This is a genomic window from Brevundimonas aurantiaca, from assembly GCF_904830995.1.
Classification (GTDB): domain Bacteria; phylum Pseudomonadota; class Alphaproteobacteria; order Caulobacterales; family Caulobacteraceae; genus Brevundimonas; species Brevundimonas aurantiaca.
Map to the genome: position 1 here is coordinate 82,225 of NZ_CAJGVD010000001.1, position 15,372 is coordinate 97,596.

General features: G+C 67.1%; 17 protein-coding genes. 4 read left to right on the forward strand and 13 right to left on the reverse strand.

Annotated elements, in window-relative coordinates:
- Positions 1-160 precede the first annotated feature (160 nt).
- The 5 genes from JMT67_RS00440 to JMT67_RS00460 all read right to left on the reverse strand — a co-directional run bounded on the left by JMT67_RS00440 (position 161) and on the right by JMT67_RS00460 (position 2,352).
- Entirely contained in the window at positions 161-571 is a 411-nt protein-coding gene (locus JMT67_RS00440; protein ID WP_201462413.1) for a copper resistance CopC family protein, read from the reverse strand.
- Positions 572-596: 25 nt separating this feature from the next.
- Positions 597-938: a hypothetical protein gene (locus JMT67_RS00445; RefSeq protein ID WP_183217336.1), complete on the reverse strand. Its 342-nt coding sequence runs from the start codon at positions 936-938 to the stop codon at positions 597-599.
- A gap of 108 nt (positions 939-1,046) precedes the next feature.
- On the reverse strand, positions 1,047-1,559 hold the full coding sequence (locus tag JMT67_RS00450; RefSeq protein ID WP_183217334.1) for an RNA polymerase sigma factor: 513 nt from the start codon (positions 1,557-1,559) through the stop codon (positions 1,047-1,049).
- A 74-nt stretch (positions 1,560-1,633) separates the two neighbouring features.
- Positions 1,634-2,071 (reverse strand): Spy/CpxP family protein refolding chaperone, encoded by a 438-nt coding sequence (locus JMT67_RS00455; protein WP_054765334.1) that lies wholly within the window; start codon positions 2,069-2,071, stop codon positions 1,634-1,636.
- A complete protein-coding gene (locus JMT67_RS00460) occupies positions 2,071-2,352 on the reverse strand; it encodes a hypothetical protein (RefSeq protein ID WP_066551049.1) in 282 nt (93 codons plus the stop codon). Before JMT67_RS00460 ends, JMT67_RS00455 begins: the two co-directional genes overlap by 1 nt.
- Positions 2,353-2,520: 168 nt before the next feature.
- Here JMT67_RS00460 and JMT67_RS00465 point away from each other — a divergent pair, with 168 nt between their 5' ends.
- The 4 genes from JMT67_RS00465 to JMT67_RS00480 all read left to right on the forward strand — a co-directional run bounded on the left by JMT67_RS00465 (position 2,521) and on the right by JMT67_RS00480 (position 4,946).
- Positions 2,521-3,120: a DUF2231 domain-containing protein gene (locus JMT67_RS00465; RefSeq protein ID WP_201462414.1), complete on the forward strand. Its 600-nt coding sequence runs from the start codon at positions 2,521-2,523 to the stop codon at positions 3,118-3,120.
- Between the two features lie 89 nt (positions 3,121-3,209).
- Positions 3,210-3,677, forward strand: a complete 468-nt coding sequence (locus tag JMT67_RS00470) for a YybH family protein (RefSeq protein WP_054765336.1) — start codon at positions 3,210-3,212, stop codon at positions 3,675-3,677.
- A 50-nt stretch (positions 3,678-3,727) separates the two neighbouring features.
- A complete protein-coding gene (locus tag JMT67_RS00475; RefSeq protein ID WP_201462415.1) occupies positions 3,728-4,201 on the forward strand; it encodes a DUF411 domain-containing protein in 474 nt (157 codons plus the stop codon).
- Positions 4,202-4,214: 13 nt separating this feature from the next.
- Positions 4,215-4,946 (forward strand): PepSY domain-containing protein, encoded by a 732-nt coding sequence (locus JMT67_RS00480; protein ID WP_201462416.1) that lies wholly within the window; start codon positions 4,215-4,217, stop codon positions 4,944-4,946.
- Positions 4,947-5,063: 117 nt separating this feature from the next.
- On the opposite strand, the gene JMT67_RS00485 is transcribed toward JMT67_RS00480, so the two are convergent.
- The 8 genes from JMT67_RS00485 to copC all read right to left on the reverse strand — a co-directional run bounded on the left by JMT67_RS00485 (position 5,064) and on the right by copC (position 15,286).
- A complete protein-coding gene (locus tag JMT67_RS00485) occupies positions 5,064-7,613 on the reverse strand; it encodes a vitamin K epoxide reductase family protein (RefSeq protein ID WP_201462417.1) in 2,550 nt (849 codons plus the stop codon).
- Positions 7,613-7,735: a hypothetical protein gene (locus JMT67_RS16360; protein ID WP_267904126.1), complete on the reverse strand. Its 123-nt coding sequence runs from the start codon at positions 7,733-7,735 to the stop codon at positions 7,613-7,615. Before JMT67_RS16360 ends, JMT67_RS00485 begins: the two co-directional genes overlap by 1 nt.
- Positions 7,736-7,796: 61 nt before the next feature.
- Positions 7,797-8,201: a copper-binding protein gene (locus tag JMT67_RS00490; protein WP_201462418.1), complete on the reverse strand. Its 405-nt coding sequence runs from the start codon at positions 8,199-8,201 to the stop codon at positions 7,797-7,799.
- Positions 8,198-11,347: an efflux RND transporter permease subunit gene (locus tag JMT67_RS00495; protein WP_201462419.1), complete on the reverse strand. Its 3,150-nt coding sequence runs from the start codon at positions 11,345-11,347 to the stop codon at positions 8,198-8,200. Before JMT67_RS00495 ends, JMT67_RS00490 begins: the two co-directional genes overlap by 4 nt.
- Positions 11,344-12,858: an efflux RND transporter periplasmic adaptor subunit gene (locus JMT67_RS00500; protein WP_201462420.1), complete on the reverse strand. Its 1,515-nt coding sequence runs from the start codon at positions 12,856-12,858 to the stop codon at positions 11,344-11,346. Before JMT67_RS00500 ends, JMT67_RS00495 begins: the two co-directional genes overlap by 4 nt.
- The gene (locus JMT67_RS00505; RefSeq protein WP_233455743.1) at positions 12,855-14,126 is read right to left on the reverse strand and encodes a TolC family protein; all 1,272 of its coding nucleotides are present in this window, start codon (positions 14,124-14,126) and stop codon (positions 12,855-12,857) included. The genes JMT67_RS00500 and JMT67_RS00505 overlap by 4 nt, the downstream gene beginning before the upstream one ends.
- A gap of 106 nt (positions 14,127-14,232) precedes the next feature.
- A complete protein-coding gene (locus JMT67_RS00510) occupies positions 14,233-14,919 on the reverse strand; it encodes a hypothetical protein (RefSeq protein ID WP_201462421.1) in 687 nt (228 codons plus the stop codon).
- Positions 14,920-14,923: 4 nt separating this feature from the next.
- On the reverse strand, positions 14,924-15,286 hold the full coding sequence (copC, locus tag JMT67_RS00515; protein ID WP_201462422.1) for a copper homeostasis periplasmic binding protein CopC: 363 nt from the start codon (positions 15,284-15,286) through the stop codon (positions 14,924-14,926).
- Positions 15,287-15,372 lie beyond the last annotated feature (86 nt).

The following is a 15,372-nucleotide window of genomic DNA, read 5'->3' on the forward strand; positions in this document are numbered from 1 at the left end:
AGGGTTCGGCGTGCGGGATACCGCCGCGTCGCTTTTAAGCCGCCCGCGATCGAGGTGCGCCAGATCGACGATCCGATCGCGCAAGAAAAACGCCGCGCGGCTCGCCGCGCGGCGTTCCCCACTTCGGTTTCGGCCCCTCAGGAGGCGGGAGGCCGCCTCCTCAGTGAACCATGAAACGGACGACGCCGTTCATCTGATGGCCGTCGGCGCCCTTCGCGGTCCAGGCGGCGGCGTAGGTGCCGGGCGCGAGGGCCGGAAGCGGGGCGCTGACGGTGACCGCGGGTGCAGCCTCCGCTGACAGGGCCACATCGACCGCCTGGTTCGACGGTCCGCCGGTCAGGCGAAGGGACGTCAGGACCATGGCGTGCGGGAAAGTCGCCGAGAAGGTGGTCGGGGCGGAGGACAGCATGGCGTTGTCCGCCGGAGTGGTCGCCACGCCATTGGCCGGCGCCTGCATGGCGGCGTGGTCCTGCGCCGACATGCCGGCATGCGACTGGCTCTGAGCCTGGGCGACCGACAGAGGAGCCAGCGCCGCGAGGGCGGCGAGAGTGGCGAAAATTGAACGGCTCATCGAAAACTCCTGGACTTCAAGCGAACTACTGTTTGGGCGGCATGGTCATGCCGTCCATCTTCGACATGTCATGGCCGGCCATCGGATCGGCAGGCGGCGGTGTCGGCTCTGGCGCGGGCGCGGGCGCGGGCCGAGGGGCCGGGCGGGACGCCGATGCCTTGGCAGGCGCGGCCGGGGTGGATGCCGCAGGGGCGGGCGTGGCGGCCTGCGGCGGCGTCGGCTCGGGGGTTGCGGCCGGCACGGCTTCCATCGGAGCCATCGCTGACGCGTCCGGTGCCGGCTCGGCGTCCACCGGTTGAGGCTCGGAGGCCGGCTGGCAAGCCCCCAGAGTGACCGCCGCGGCCGCGGCGAGGATCGGCAATCTCATGTGGCAAGCTCCTGATAAGAGGGCGACGGTCAGGTATTTCCCTCGACGCCTTCATACTGGTTTACGCGGGCGAGCGCCGCAGCCCTCGTCGTCCGGCCCTCATCCGCGTCATTTCGGAGCCGGCGGGACGTCGCCCGGACCGCCCAGGACGTCGAACAGCTTGCGACGGGCGCGCGCCACGCGCGTCTCCACCGTCTTGACGGTCACGCCGAGGATTTCGGCCGCCTCCGCCTGGCTGCGCCCCTCGATCGCGGTGAGCAGCAGCGGGGCCTTGAGATGCGGCGGCAAAAGGCTGATCGCCTCGTTCAGACGGGCGAGTCGGTCGCCAGCCTCCATCCGTTCATCCGCCGGCTCGTCGCCGTTCGCCACGGCCAAGGCTTCCGGCGATGCCAGATCGACGTCGCCCCGGATCAGGCGTCGGACGAACCGGCGGCGGCTCCAGTCCCGGCATTTGTTGAGCGCTATGGTCCGGATCCAGGCCTCGAAGGGCCGGGCCGGGTCATAGCGGCGGATATTGATCCAGGCCGCCGCATAGGTCTCCTGCAGCAGATCCCACGCATCCTGTTCGTCGCCGACATAGCGCCGGACGAAGCGGAACAGGGCCGTCTTGGTCTGCTGCATCAACGCGCCGAAGGCCGCCCGATCGCCGCCGGCGGCGCGCGCTGACAGGTTCGCTGGACTCTCCACCCGGAACGCTAGCCTTCGTCGGGCGCGAGAGCCGCCACGATGCGGTCGTCGAAGACCTCGGCCTGGGCAGGGGTCAGCACCGACCGCATCTCGAAGACGTGGGCTATCGTCTCCTTCTGAAGGGCGCCCATGGCGACGTGGAAATGGTCGACCGCGGCCTGAACCGGGGGACCGTCGCCGTCGCTCTGTTCGATCGCGCGCGCCAGCTCGAGGTTGGCCGCGCGGACATCGGCTTCGAGCGCGGGCCGACGCGCGGCGAACCGGGCCTCGACCGCCTCGATGCGCGTCAACTGGTCAGGCGACAGCTTGAGATCGTGGTGCACGATGTCGTGCAGGGACGGCGGCTCGCGCCGGCTCAGCACCCAGCTGGCGCTGATCCAGGTGCCCGCGCCGCTGGCGACGGCCGCCAGCACGGCCGTCAGGACGATCGCGCGCCAGCCGCGCATCACCGCCCGGTTTCCAGTCTCACCAGAGGCGACAGGCCCGCATCGACCGTGAAGATGGCCATCTCTCCCGGCGGGCTCGGCGCGGCGGCCGCGCCGACGCCGCCCGCCGTCAGACCGGTGGCGAGGGCCACGGCGACCGCGCCGAGACGGACCTGCGTGGCCAGTCGTTCGCCACGAAGCGTCTCGACCCGGCTCCAGACCAGCGGTTCGAGCCCGTCGAGCGACCGGCCGATGGGCGTCATCGCGGACTCGGCCAGAATGTCATCCAGTTTAAGCGACATCGAACACTCTCCTTGCGCCCCTACATCCTACTACGGCCAAGACCGTGACATCCCTCGGGCGAGGGGGCGGACCTCGCGCTGCGTAGATAGCAGAAGGGACAGGAGTGGAGAGGGTTTATGACATCACGCGGATTTTTCCCGGCATTGGGACTCGCGCTCGCCTTGTCGGTGAGCGCGCCCGCGATCGCGCACGAGGATCATGACGCCCCGGCGGTTCGCGGCCAGAGCGCCGCATCGACCGCCGAGGGGCCGCAATCGGACATGATGGCCATGCCCGGCATGGCGGCCGACATGGACCACGGGGCCATGATGGCGGACGAGGGTCCGAAACCCATGCCGCAGCGCCTGTACCGCTGGCTCGGCGCCATGCACCCGGCCGCGGTGCATTTTCCGATCGCCCTGTTCCTCGTCGCCGCCCTCCTCGAGATCGCCGCCCTGACCCTCCGGCGTCCGGTCCTGACCCAGGGCACGCGCGTCATCATCGCCTTGGCGGCCATCTCCGCGGTCGGCGCAGTGGCATTGGGCTGGTTCGCCATGGGGATGCCGGGACGGGACGACGCGACCCACGCCTCTCACAGATGGCTCGGCACTTCGATCGCCGCGCTGGGCCTCCTCAGCTGGTGGGCGAAGGAGCACTGGGTCCGCCGGCCGGGGCCCGGGCGCGAGAGAGTCTACATCGGCCTGTTGACGCTCACCGCCGTCGCCGTCGTGATCAACGGCCTCTTGGGCGGCATGCTGACCCACGGCGTGAGACATCTGATGTTCTGAAGGCCGCGCCGTCGTTCAACCTTCTCGTTTTTTCACCCACGCCCGTCCGACACACCTTTCGCGGCCGGCAAACAGGAGCCTCGCCCACGATGTTTCGTTCAACCTTCGCCGGACTGGCGGTCGCCGCTCTCCTCGCCACCGCCTCGCAGGCCCAGACCGCGGACGAACAACAGGTCCGCGCCGTGGTCACCGCCTACAAGACCGCCATCGAGCGGATGGATGTGTCGCAGACGCCGGCCCTGTTCTGGTCCGACTCCGAAATCTTCGAGAACGGCGGCGTGGAGGGATCGTTCGCCTACTATCTGGAGCACCATCTGGGTCCTGAGTTCGCCGATCTCGCTGGGTTCGACTTCCGCGACCACGACATGAAGATCGAGGTCGATGGCGATACGGCCTTCGTAAGCGAGACCTACACCTACCACATCACCTTCAAGGACGGCGCGCGAGCTCCCATAGAACGCCGCGGCGCCGCGACCAGCGTCCTGCGCAAGCGAGGTGACGAGTGGAGGTTCGACATCTATCATTCCTCGGCGCGGCCTTTCCGTCCGGCGGCCTGAGCGCGACCGCGACGGTCAGCGCCGTTTGCACATCGTTTTCTTGAGGTCTCATGGGATCCCACTCCATTCCACTCTCACGCCGCAGTCTCATCGCCATGGGAACGGGCGCCCTGGCGGTCGCGGCCTGCGCCCCGGTCGGTCGCGCGTCGAACGAGCTCGCCGTCTACAAGACGCCGACCTGCGCCTGTTGCACGGCCTGGGTGGATCACATGCGCGCCGCGGGCTTCGAGGCGCGGATCAGCGAGCTTCCCAGTCTCCGCTCGATCCGCAGCACCCAAGGCGTGCCCGAAGCCCTCGCGTCCTGTCACACCGCCCTGATCGGGGGCTATGTTCTGGAGGGCCATGTGCCGGCCGAGGACGTGAGACGGCTTCTGGCCGAGCGTCCCAAGGCCGTGGGCCTGGCGGTTCCGGCGATGCCCCTGGGGTCGCCGGGCATGGAGACGCCGGACGGCCAGCGCGAGCCCTATGAGACCCTGCTGATCCTCGAGGGCGGCGGCACACGCGTCTTCGCGCGTCACGGCTAGTCGGGTTCGTTCCATGAAGGTTCTCAGGCTGTCGACCCAGCTTCACAAATGGGTCGCCCTCGTGGTGGGGCTGCAGGTTCTGTTCTGGGTCGGCGGCGGTCTGGTCATGACCGTCATTCCGATCGAGACGGTGCGTAGCGAACATCGCGCGGCCGAACTCAAGCCGGCTCTGCTTGAGGTTGGAGCTCTTCCGACCCTCGCCGTCGTGGCCCGTCGCGCGGGCGTGGCCCCTGTCGAGGCGGAGCTGCGCACGACGCCGCGCGGACCCGCCTGGACTTTGAAACCGGCGGACGGAGAGCCCGTCGTCGTGTCCGCCGTCACGGGCCTTCCGTTCGGGCCGATGTCCGCTGGCGAGGCCTCGGCGTTCGCCCGGACGGGCTACAAGGGCGAGGCGAAGGTGTCCGACGCCGTGCTGCTGGCCACGGCGCCTCAGGAAACCGGCCGGACAGGACCGCTCTGGAGGGTCGATTTCGCCGACCGCGAGCAGACGACCTTCTACCTGTCGCCGGCAACCGGAGAGGTGGTGACGCGCCGTTCCGGCGTCTGGCGGTTCTACGACTTCTTCTGGCGGCTCCACATCATGGACTGGAAGACCGGCGAGAACTTCAACCACCCGCTGATCATCATCACGACCGTTCTCACCCTGAGCATCGTGATCACGGGGATCATCCTGCTCTGGATCCGTTTGGCGCGGGATCTGAAGGCGTTCAGGGCGTTCCGGCGGCCGGGCGGTCCTGGAAACTAGGGTGCAGAGGGCGCCCCTGATCCAGGCAGCGAAACGATAAACCTTGGTCAGGGACGGCACTTGGTGCCGCCGAGGGGCCAGGTCGTCGGTAATTGAATCGGGGTGAACCCTCAAATCTTAGACGATAAACCGATCCCAGGCGCCGTAATGCTCCTTGCTTCGGCGGCCGCGCGGAAGGCTCAGCACCATGACGGCCAAGCCGGTGAGCACTACGGAGATCGTAGAGATCAATCCGCTTTGCTCCATGATCCATGGGCTAAGCACCAGCCAGGTCGCCAGGACAATGTTCAGCAAGCGGAGGGGCCGCGCCACTTCCGCCATGGCAATGACGGAGGTTGTTACAATCAGGGCTCCGATCAGGTGATCGCTGTCAGCGAGAGGCGCCTCAGTCCCGACGGCCAGTCGCGAGAACATCAGCCAGACCCCAAGTGCCGCGCAGACCACCAGGGTCCATGGCGCATTGACGCCCCGCAGCGCCGAGGCGGCTGCGGCCGGAACTCCATCCCCGAACCCGGCCCGGCGATCAATCGTCCCGCCGGGCAGGGCGTCGCCGCGAAAGAAGGCGCGCCAGAAGGGCCGTCCTCGGCGGGTGTTCAGCACCATGAACTGTCCCATGGCGACCAGTTCGTCGAGGGAATAGGGGATCATGATCAGCATGGCGATGCCCGCCGCAATGCAGAGCGTGCAGTAGGTGCCAATGACGATAGGCTGGGCGATGATGAAATAGATGCTGACCACGCCGAGCGGAACGACGACGATACCGAACAACAAGACCATCCACGGCATGGTGCGCCACCGCGCCCGGCCGCCCATCGCCCCCATCAGAATCTCGATCATATAGGTGATGGTCCCGACCCCGCCGTCGGCAACCGGCCAGGCCTTGGACATGTCGGAGGTGATGACGCGCTCGGTTCCGTTGAGCGGCCCGGGAACATTGAAGAACGGCTCCCAAACCCCGTCGATATGGCCTAGCTGATAAGCGGTGAGAATCCTTGACAGCACGAGACCGACCAGGCCCAGGGCGATGATCGGAACGCGCTGGAGATAGGTCGAAGGACAATAGCTCCAGCCCGGCGGGGTGTCAGTCTCGTCCATCATCCCTTCCATGCTCATCCCCGGCATCATCGGGATCAGGATGGTCAAGGCCACCACCAGGGCGCCGACCAGCATGTCGTTGCTGTAGACCGCCGCGCTCGGCGTCCAGAACAGGATGGAGGCGCCGAGCAGCCAGATACCGATGACGGTGTTGGCCCATTGGGCCCAGCCGCCCCTCGGCGACATGGAGAACCCGGCGAAGACCATGATCAGGACGCCGCTGATCACGTCGTTCCAGCCGCTCAGGGCGTTGCGAAGGGCGGGCGCCCACAGATTCCGTTCCTCGGTGACCGTCAGGATGGCGGCCGAGAACTCGGTCTGGGTGAAGACGCCGAAGATTAACGGAACCGTCGCCAGCCACAGGCCCAACCCCATGGTCAGCCAATGCACCCACAGCATGTCGAAATGCATGCTGCGCATGGAGCGGGTGTGCTCGGCGAGCATCCGACTGTGTTCCGCCGGCTTCATGGCGTGGGCCCGCCCCGCCGCCGCCTCGACCTTGTCGTCAGCGACCCTGGCCGCGTTGAGCCTGTTGGCCTGATACCAAGCGAAGGGGTCGGCCTTCAGCCCGGCGACGATGGTCGGCAGGCTCTTGCGTAGGGTGTGTTTCGGAGACCAGCCCAGATGGGTCCGCGCCGCAGTCAGGTCGAGCTCATAGTGGTCTCCGGAGATGTCGACCATCCACGGCCGGATGAAACCATCCCCATCGAAGACGGCGCTTTCCGCCCAGGCTCCCGCCTTGGCGGCGGCCTTGGGAATGGAGAGCGTCTCCCATGCCTCGTCGTGGATCAGCCGACCGAGATCGCGCTGGATTTCGTCATAGGTCATCACGTCGGTCTCACCGAGCAGGACCGGAAAGTCCTCTGGCAGATCCGCGCGTCGATCGATCACCCGAGCGATGGCGGCCATCAGGTCATCAAGGTGCAGGGAGGGCTGGCCGGTGGCCAGACTGCCTGGATAGATCCGCGCGCTGGCCCGTTTCTCGTAAATGCGGGCGATTTGCTGGACCAGGAAGGCGGAGTGACCGCCGTCGTCATAGATACCGGCCGGCCGCAGGAAGACGGCGGGGATCTTGCCGCGCTTTTCGCGGATCAAGGCCTCGGTGAGAACCTTGGATTCGCGATAGGGCAGACTCGCGTCGAGCGGCGCGGTTTCGTCGATCGGCCGGCCCGGTTCCGTCGGCTGGTGCACCAGCATGGTGCTGGAGAAGACAAACTGTTCGACGTCGAAGGCCTGGAGGCCGTCCAGGAGGCGGCCGGTTCCGCGCACCGTCACCGCCTCGTAGCGCGGGTCGGGCTCGCCGCTGAGGTCGAAGAAGGCCGCCAGATGGATGACGGAAGCGATCTTGCGCCCGTATCCTGTTCGGACCCGGTCGAACGCCGCCTCGACGCTGGCGTCATCCGCCAGGTCGATGCAGACGCATTCGGCGCCGGCAGGGGGATGGGGCGGCAGGTCGCGATCGAAACCGATCACCCGGAAGCGTTTGGCCAGACGTTTGACCAGGGCCGAGCCGATGAAACCGCTCGAGCCGGTAACGATGACGACCGGCCGATCGCTGGCTGGAGCCGCCATCACCCGCGCCCCCGCAGACATTTGATCAGGGCGGCGATCGCGAGCAGCAGAGCGACGATCACCAGAAGGCTGACCAGCCCCATGCCGCCCATCATCCAGCCCATTCCGCTTTCATCCATCATCGCGCGTTCTCCTTGTTCAGGCCCGTCCGAAGACGGGCCCCCCGCGGGCCTCGGCGTCCGACTACTGCGGGCGCAGGGCGGTGACCTCATTGACCCCGTCGTGGATCGAGACGTCGAAAGCGACCCGGTCTCCGACCCTGGCGTCCGCCAGCACAGCGGCCTGGGCCGTGAAGGTCATGGCCATGGCCGGCCAGCCCACGTCCGGGATCGCGCCATGATCGATGGTGACGGTGCCGGCCGAGGCGTCGACAGCCGTGATCGTGCCTGTGCCGGCGCCGGTCTTGGCGTCCTGCCCCTCCGCCATCGGCATGCCGGACATATCCGGCGCCCCCGGCATGTCGGACGCGTTCGACGCCATGGGCATTTCAGAGGCGGGAGCCGGGTCGGCGGCCGGCGCGGTCTCGGATTGACCGCAGGCGCTTAAGCCGAGGGCGGCGGCGGCGGACAGGATCAGGGCGTGGTTCATGGTGTTTCTCCTTGGATTGACGTCTTCGAGCGAGACCTGCGGCGTCGCAGCAGCAGATAGCCTGCGGGAATAACGAGCATGGACAGCAAAGGCGCCGTCAGCATGCCGCCGATGACGGGCGCGGCGATGCGGCTCATCACCTCCGAACCGGCCCCGTGGCCGATCAGGATCGGGAAAAGACCGGCTAGGATTACCGCCACGGTCATGGCCTTGGGCCGAACCCGCAGCAGGGCTCCTTCGCGGACAGCGGTCTCGACCTCGGCCGGTTCGGAGTTTGGACCCCGGTCGTTGAGCGCAGTCTTCAGATAGATCACCATCACCACGCCGAACTCGGCCGCCAGACCGGCCAGGGCGATAAAGCCGACCCCGGTCGCGACCGACTGGTGATAGCCCAGCAGATACAGCAGCCAGACCCCGCCGGTCAGGGCGAACGGCAGGGTGGCCATGATCAAGGCCGCCTCGTCGAACCGCCCGAAGGTCAGATACAGCAGCACGAAGATGATCAGCAGGGTGGCCGGGACCACGATCTTCAGCCGTTCGGCCGCGCGCGTCAGATATTCGAATTGCCCGGAATAGGCGATGCTCACCCCGGGACTTAGAGTTATCTTTTCGGCCACCGCCGACCGCAGGTCGCCGACGACCGAGGCCAAGTCACGGCCACGAACATCGATATAGACCCAGGTCGTGGGGCGGCCGTTCTCCGACTTCAGCATCGGCGGACCGTCCGTGACCTGAAGGTCAGCGACCGTGCCGAGGGTGATCTGCTGGCCCGAGGGCGTCAGCACCGGCAGGGCCTGGAGCTCCGACAGGCTGTCGCGGATCTCGCGCGGATAGCGGACACTGATCGGATAGCGGGCCAGCCCCTCGACCGTCTGGCCGATGGTTTCGCCGCCGACCGCCCCCGCGACGATGCTCTGGACATCCGCGATATTGAGACCGTAGCGGCTGGCCGCCTGTCGATCGATGTCGATATCGATATAGCGCCCGCCCGTCAGCCGTTCGGCCAGGGCCGAGCTGACGCCGGGCACGGTCCTGGCCACCGCCTCGACCTCGGCGGCGATCCGGTCGATGGCCTGGAGGTCGGCGCCGGAGACCTTGACCCCGATCGGGCTTTTGATCCCGGTGGCCAGCATGTCGATGCGGTTGCGGATCGGCGGCACCCAGATATTGGCCAGACCGGGGACGCGTACCGCCGCATCCAATTCCTCGACCAGCTTCTCCGGCGTCATCCCGGGCCGCCACTGGTCGCGCGGCTTGAAGCGGATCGTGGTCTCGAACATCACCAACGGGGCGGGGTCGGTGGCCGTATCCGCCCGGCCGGCCTTGCCGAACACGCTCTCCACCTCGGGCACAGAACGGATCATGCGGTCCGTCTGCTGCAGCAGTTCGGACGCCTTCGCCGCTGACAGGCCCGGCAAGGCGGTCGGCATATAGAGCAGGTCACCCTCGTCCATCGGCGGCATGAATTCGCCGCCCAGCTGGCTGATCGGCCAGGCCGAGGTGGCGAACACCGCCAGGGCGATCAGCAGGGTGGCGCGGGGACGCCGCAGCACCCAGTCGAGCGGTCGGCGGTAGATGTGGGTCAGCCAGCGGTTGATCGGATTGCTCTGCTCGGCCGGGATCCGGCCCCGGATCAGATAGCCCATCAGCACCGGCACGAGGGTGACCGACAGGATCGCCGCCGCCGCCATCGCATAGCTCTTGGTGAAGGCCAGCGGCGCGAACAGCCGCCCCTCCTGGGCCTGAAGGCTGAACACCGGGATGAACGACAGGGTGATGATCACCAGGCTGAGGAACAGGGCCGGTCCCACCTCGACGGCGGCCTCGGTGATCACCCGCCAGCGGGCTTCGCCTGCAAGGGTCTGATCGGGATGATCATGCTCCCATCGCTCGATATGTTTGTGCGCGTTCTCGATCATGACCACGGCCGCATCGACCATGGCCCCGACGGCGATGGCGATGCCGCCCAGCGACATGATGTTGGCGTTGACGCCCTGCAGATGCATCAGGATGAAGGCCGCCAGCACGCCCAGCGGCAGGGTGATGATGGCCACCAGGGCCGAACGCGCGTGCCACAGGAACAGGCCACAAACGAGCGCGACGACGATGAACTCCTCGAGCAATTTGGTGCTGAGGTTTTCGATGGCGCGATCGATCAGCTGCGAGCGATCATAGACGGTTACGACCTCAACGCCCGCCGGCAATCCGGCCTTGAGGGTTTCCAGTCGCTCACGCACCGCCGTGATCGCTTCGCGCGCATTTCCGCCCGACCGCAGGATCACCACACCGCCGGCGACCTCGCCCTCGCCGTTCAACTCGGCGATGCCGCGTCGCATTTCCGGGCCGATCTGTATCGTGGCGACATCGCCCAGCTGAACCGGAACGCCGCCCGCGGCCGTGCGGATCGGCACGGCGCGGAAGTCGTCGAGGGTGGTCAGATAGCCGTTGGCGCGCACGACGAATTCGGTCTCGGCCAGCTCCAGGACCGAGCCGCCGGCTTCGCCATTACCCTGCCGGATCGCCGCCACGACCTGTTGGTGAGTGACGTCGTAGGCGGCCAGTTTGGCGGGGTCGAGCACCACCTGATACTGGCGCACCATGCCGCCGATGCTGGCGACCTCGGCCACGCCGGGGACGGTCTTGAGCTCATAGCGCAGGAACCAGTCCTGCAGGCTGCGCAGCTGCGACAGGTCATGCTGACCCGTGCGGTCGACGAGGGCGTATTCATAGACCCAGCCGACCCCGGTGGCGTCCGGACCCAGCGCGGGTCGGACGGTGTCGGGCAGGCGGTCCTGGACCTGGCTGAGATACTCCAGCACCCGCGAGCGGGCCCAGTAGAGGTCGGTCCCGTCCTCGAACAGCACATAGACATAGCTGTCGCCGAAGAAGGAATAGCCGCGCACCGTGCGGGCTCCGGGCACCGACAGCATGGTGGTCGCGAGCGGATAGGTGACCTGGTTCTCGACGATCTGCGGGGCCTGACCGGGATAGGAGGTGCGAATGATCACCTGCACGTCCGACAGGTCAGGGAGAGCATCGACCGGGGTGCTGCGCACGGCCCAGAGGCCGCCGGCGACCAGCGCCAGCGTCGCCAGCAGGACGAGGAAGCGTCCATTGACCGAGGCCCGAATGATGGCGGCGATCATCGGCTCGCCTCCCGCCGGGTCAGGCTGCGGATGGTAGGATTGCCGCCGACCCTGTCGAAGGTGAAATCAACCCGACTTCCGACTGAGAGGCCGGCCAGCGGAACCGCATCCGGCACCGCAAAGGTCATGGTCATGGCGGGCCACTCCAGAGCCGGCACAGGGCCGTGCGCCAAGGTGATTGAACGGCCCCCGATGGCCTGCACGCGCCCACTCGCCCGGTAGGTTGGGGTCGCAGCCGTTGCCGATACCGGTCCCGGCGCCGAATTCGCGGCTCCGGTCTGCGCCCTGGCCTGCTCCAGGCTGCGCGCTTCGATCCCGGACAGACTGGCCTCGGAGTCGAACAGGAACTGACCCGAGGCGACGACCCGTTCGCCGTCACGCAGTCCGGCGAGAATCTCCGACTGCCCCCCGGCCTCGCGCCCGACCCGGACCTCGGCCGGTTGATAGCGCCCGCCCTCCGTCGCCAGCATCACCAGGGTGCGCTGGCCGGTGCGGATCACCGCCTCCGACGGCACCAGCAGGGCCGGCGTCGACGAGCCGCCGAAGGTGATCTGTCCGTACATGCCGGGGCGAAGCCGCCCCCCCGGATTGCGCAGTTCAATCCGCGCCGTCAGGGTCCGGCTGTCGCCGGCGACCTCTGGCAGGAGCGCCGTCAATCGACCGGCCTGCCGCTCGCCCGGGAAGGCCGCCAGGCTGACGTCGACCGATCGACCGACCCGAAGCTGCCCCGCCAGGGCCTCGGGCACGGCGGCGTTCAGCCAGACGGTCGACAGGCCGTTGATCTCGGCCAGGGTCAGACCCGCGGGCACGCTCATCCCTGCACGCACGCCCAGGGCCTTGATGGCGCCGCTGATGGGGCTGGTGATGGTCACCGTGGTGCGCGGACGACCGGAGCGCTCGACCGCCGTGATCAGAGGCTCCGGCATGCCCAGCAACAACAGCCGCTGGCGCGCCGCCTGGATCAGGGCGGCGTCATCGGTGCGACGGACCGCGAGGTATTCGAGCTGGGCTCCGCCCCAATCCGGTATTAGCAGGTCGACTAGCGGCGCCCCGGCGGCGATGACGTCGCCGGGCGCGCGTCCGTAGACCCGCTGGACGAAACCAGCCGCGCGCGCCTGAACCACGGCCAAATCCCGTTCATTGTAATCGATCACGGCGCTGGCGGTCAGATCCCCCTCAAGCGTGCCTGATCTGGCCGTGGCGAACCGGACACCCAGGTTCTGAACCAGCGCCGGGTCAATGCGAACGCCCGCCGCCGAGCCTGTCCCCTCATCGGCATAGCGCGGCACCAGCTGCATATCCATGAAGGGCGACTTGCCCGGCTTGTCGAACTTCTGGGCCGGGACCATGGGGTCGTACCAGTAGAGGACCTCGCGTTCGCCCGCAGCGGCGGGAACGGGCGCCTCGCCGCCTCCCAGCCGCGTCAGTCCAAGAGCGGCCACGCCGCCAAGGATCACCAGCCCGGCCGCGTAGGCGGCAAGGCGAAGCTTTCTGCGCCCAATGCGGATCATTGATCGCTCCCGTAGGTCAGGGTGAAGAGAACCGCCCGGCGCGCCACTTCGGCCTCTTTGTCGAGGACGTCCAACCGGCCGTCGGCCAAGGCGGTGAAGGCGTCCAGAATCTCCAGAATCCCGGCGCGGTCGGCCGCGTAGCTGGCGGTTTCCAGATCGGCTCGCGTGCGCAAGTTGGGCAGAACAACATCCCGGGCGCGAATCCACTGGGTTCGAGCGGCTTCATATTCCGCAATGTCGGTCAACAGTTTCGCCGCCCACTCCCGCTCCGCGGCCTCGCCTTCTGCACCGACCCGGCGAGCCGCTGCCCCCCGCGCTGCTATGATTGGCGCCTGTCGCGTGTCTTGAAATAGTGGAAGACGCACGCTGGCTCCCAGCGAAACCAAATCGCCGAACATCGGGTCTCGGCGGGCATAGCTGACTTCGAACGCCCAGTCGGGGCGACGACCGGCCCGTGCGAGATCTAGCTCTGCTTCCGCTCGCCTCTCGAAAGCGTCGTAGGCGCGGACAGTCGGAAGTCCCGAGAGATCGACGTCCACATCCTCAGGCTCGAGGTCGATTACGGGCGGTGATCCGATGGTGGTGGGGGCCGGATCTCCGGTCCAGCGTGAGAGTTCAGCGCGCGCCCTTGCAAGGGCGATTCTCAGGGCGTCGCGGCGATCTTCTAGAGAAGCGCGAAGCTCAACAGGCCCCAGGATCTGCGCTGGTCGACCTGCGCCCGAGGCGAGGCCGGCGGGGGCGCTGTCCCACAGAGGATCAAGGTTGGAGAGCACCTCCTCCAACAGCTTCAGTCTTTGCTCAGCGTAGTAAAGTTCGATCCAAGCTTGGCCGGTCGCGGTCCGGACCTGCCACCGAACTATTTCTTCTCGAGCTCGGGCAACGCCGATGTCCGCTTCCGCGATGTCGCGTTCGGCACGACGCCGGGCCCGGCTGGGGACATCCTGCTGCAGTCCGATCTGGACGTTCGTCATCATGACGCCATCAAACCGGCCAGACGCGGGGCCGGAGACCGGGAATCCGTTGAGGCCGAACTTTAGACGCGGGTCGGGAAGACGACCGGCCGCCTCAGCCGAAGCCTCGGCCGCCTCGACGTCCAAGGTTCGAGCGCGGACAATTGGCGCGTCCGAATTCGCCAGGGATTGGGCCTGATCATAAGTCAGAGGTTCGGCGCGCGCGTAGCCGGCGGCAGAAAGGCTGCAACCGACGACGGCCGCGCGAACCCAGCCAGACGCGATGCGGCGCGCCCTGCCGGAAAATCTGTATAACAAGATAAGGACTCCTGACCCGCTCCAATTCCGAAGAATTGGAGATCAGCCGTTCAACCATAGCCCGGCGGCGCACAGGCGTCGCGGACTCACGATAAAGCGGTCAAGGTCAAGATTTTGGCGGATCTCGAGGCGGCGAGGGGAGAAGCCCGGCTAACGGGTGGCTGACCGAGCGATAAGCAAGAGAAAGTGTCGGGGCCGGGCGATCAATAGACGGGCTGATCGCAAGCACCGGCGAAACCAGACCACAGCCCATCTTGGCGATGCAGTCCGCCGTCAACTCTTTACATGGCGCCTTTTGAGGACGCGGAGCAGCATCCGCTGAAATCATGCCCATGTCGGGGCAGTCCTTCATTTCAGCCGGAGCCTCAGCCGGCGTCATGAAGATGGCTGTCGCTCTCGCTTCCGATTGTGCGACGAAGCCGACAAACGCCAATGAAACGATCAGTATGCGCAGCAAGCTCCACATTCCTCGATCATTCCACACCCCGATCACTGACGCAAATGTCATCAAAGGCGGTGAGCTCAGATCCGATCCGCATGCAGCTAAAGGAGGTGGCGCCACACCTTGCATGTCCCCTCTCTCGCCGCGTTCGAAGACAAAGGATGCAGCGACCCTGCCAGAGCAGTTGATATCCATTCTGCGGCGGCAGATTTTCCCTCGCCGGAGAGCGAACGTCCGTCGCCTCCCGTCGCCGCCCTTGAGGCTGTAGAGCAGGAACAGCGGCGCGCCGAGGAGCACGACCGCGCCGCTGTATTGAAGCCAGCGGAGTGCGATGACCGCGACTTCAAGCACGGGGTCACCGAACCGAGAAGGCGTAGGATCCCGTCATCCGGTGGCCGTCGCTCGACGCGATGCGCCAGTCGACGCGATAGGCGCCGGCCGTCAATGGGCGAGCCAGGGTTCCCGTCAGGGTCTTTCCGTCCTCCGATGCCGAGACCCGGATCGCGACCTTCTCACCTGCTGCGTTGACGACGTCGAAGCTGGAGAAGGCGGGCACGCTGCGCTCGCTAAAGGTCAGGCTCACCGTCCGCGTCGGCGCGACCGTGGCGTTCGCCGCCGGCGAGGCGCTAACCAGGCGGGCGTGAGCCGCCGCGGGGCCAGCGACCAGAGCAACGGCCGTCGCGATGGCGACGAAGGGGGCAGGGTTGAAGTTACGCATACTGGGTCTCCAGACGTTCTGCCGGTTACGGCGTTATGGTTCTCTCTACGCGCCGTAGGGGCGCGTCCCTCAATGATGGACGATCG

Coding starts and splice junctions, on each gene's coding strand:
- JMT67_RS00485 (WP_201462417.1), bottom strand. CDS start 7,613: ATGGCGGCTCCAGCCAGCGATCGGCCGGTCGTCATCGTTACCGGCTCG.
- JMT67_RS00445 (WP_183217336.1), bottom strand. CDS start 938: ATGAGATTGCCGATCCTCGCCGCGGCCGCGGCGGTCACTCTGGGGGCT.
- JMT67_RS00455 (WP_054765334.1), bottom strand. CDS start 2,071: ATGCGCGGCTGGCGCGCGATCGTCCTGACGGCCGTGCTGGCGGCCGTC.
- JMT67_RS00450 (WP_183217334.1), bottom strand. CDS start 1,559: ATGCAGCAGACCAAGACGGCCCTGTTCCGCTTCGTCCGGCGCTATGTC.
- JMT67_RS00495 (WP_201462419.1), bottom strand. CDS start 11,347: ATGATCGCCGCCATCATTCGGGCCTCGGTCAATGGACGCTTCCTCGTC.
- copC (WP_201462422.1), bottom strand. CDS start 15,286: ATGCGTAACTTCAACCCTGCCCCCTTCGTCGCCATCGCGACGGCCGTT.
- JMT67_RS00470 (WP_054765336.1), top strand. CDS start 3,210: ATGTTTCGTTCAACCTTCGCCGGACTGGCGGTCGCCGCTCTCCTCGCC.
- JMT67_RS00440 (WP_201462413.1), bottom strand. CDS start 571: ATGAGCCGTTCAATTTTCGCCACTCTCGCCGCCCTCGCGGCGCTGGCT.
- JMT67_RS00500 (WP_201462420.1), bottom strand. CDS start 12,858: ATGATCCGCATTGGGCGCAGAAAGCTTCGCCTTGCCGCCTACGCGGCC.
- JMT67_RS00475 (WP_201462415.1), top strand. CDS start 3,728: ATGGGATCCCACTCCATTCCACTCTCACGCCGCAGTCTCATCGCCATG.
- JMT67_RS00480 (WP_201462416.1), top strand. CDS start 4,215: ATGAAGGTTCTCAGGCTGTCGACCCAGCTTCACAAATGGGTCGCCCTC.
- JMT67_RS16360 (WP_267904126.1), bottom strand. CDS start 7,735: ATGATGGATGAAAGCGGAATGGGCTGGATGATGGGCGGCATGGGGCTG.
- JMT67_RS00490 (WP_201462418.1), bottom strand. CDS start 8,201: ATGAACCACGCCCTGATCCTGTCCGCCGCCGCCGCCCTCGGCTTAAGC.
- JMT67_RS00460 (WP_066551049.1), bottom strand. CDS start 2,352: ATGTCGCTTAAACTGGATGACATTCTGGCCGAGTCCGCGATGACGCCC.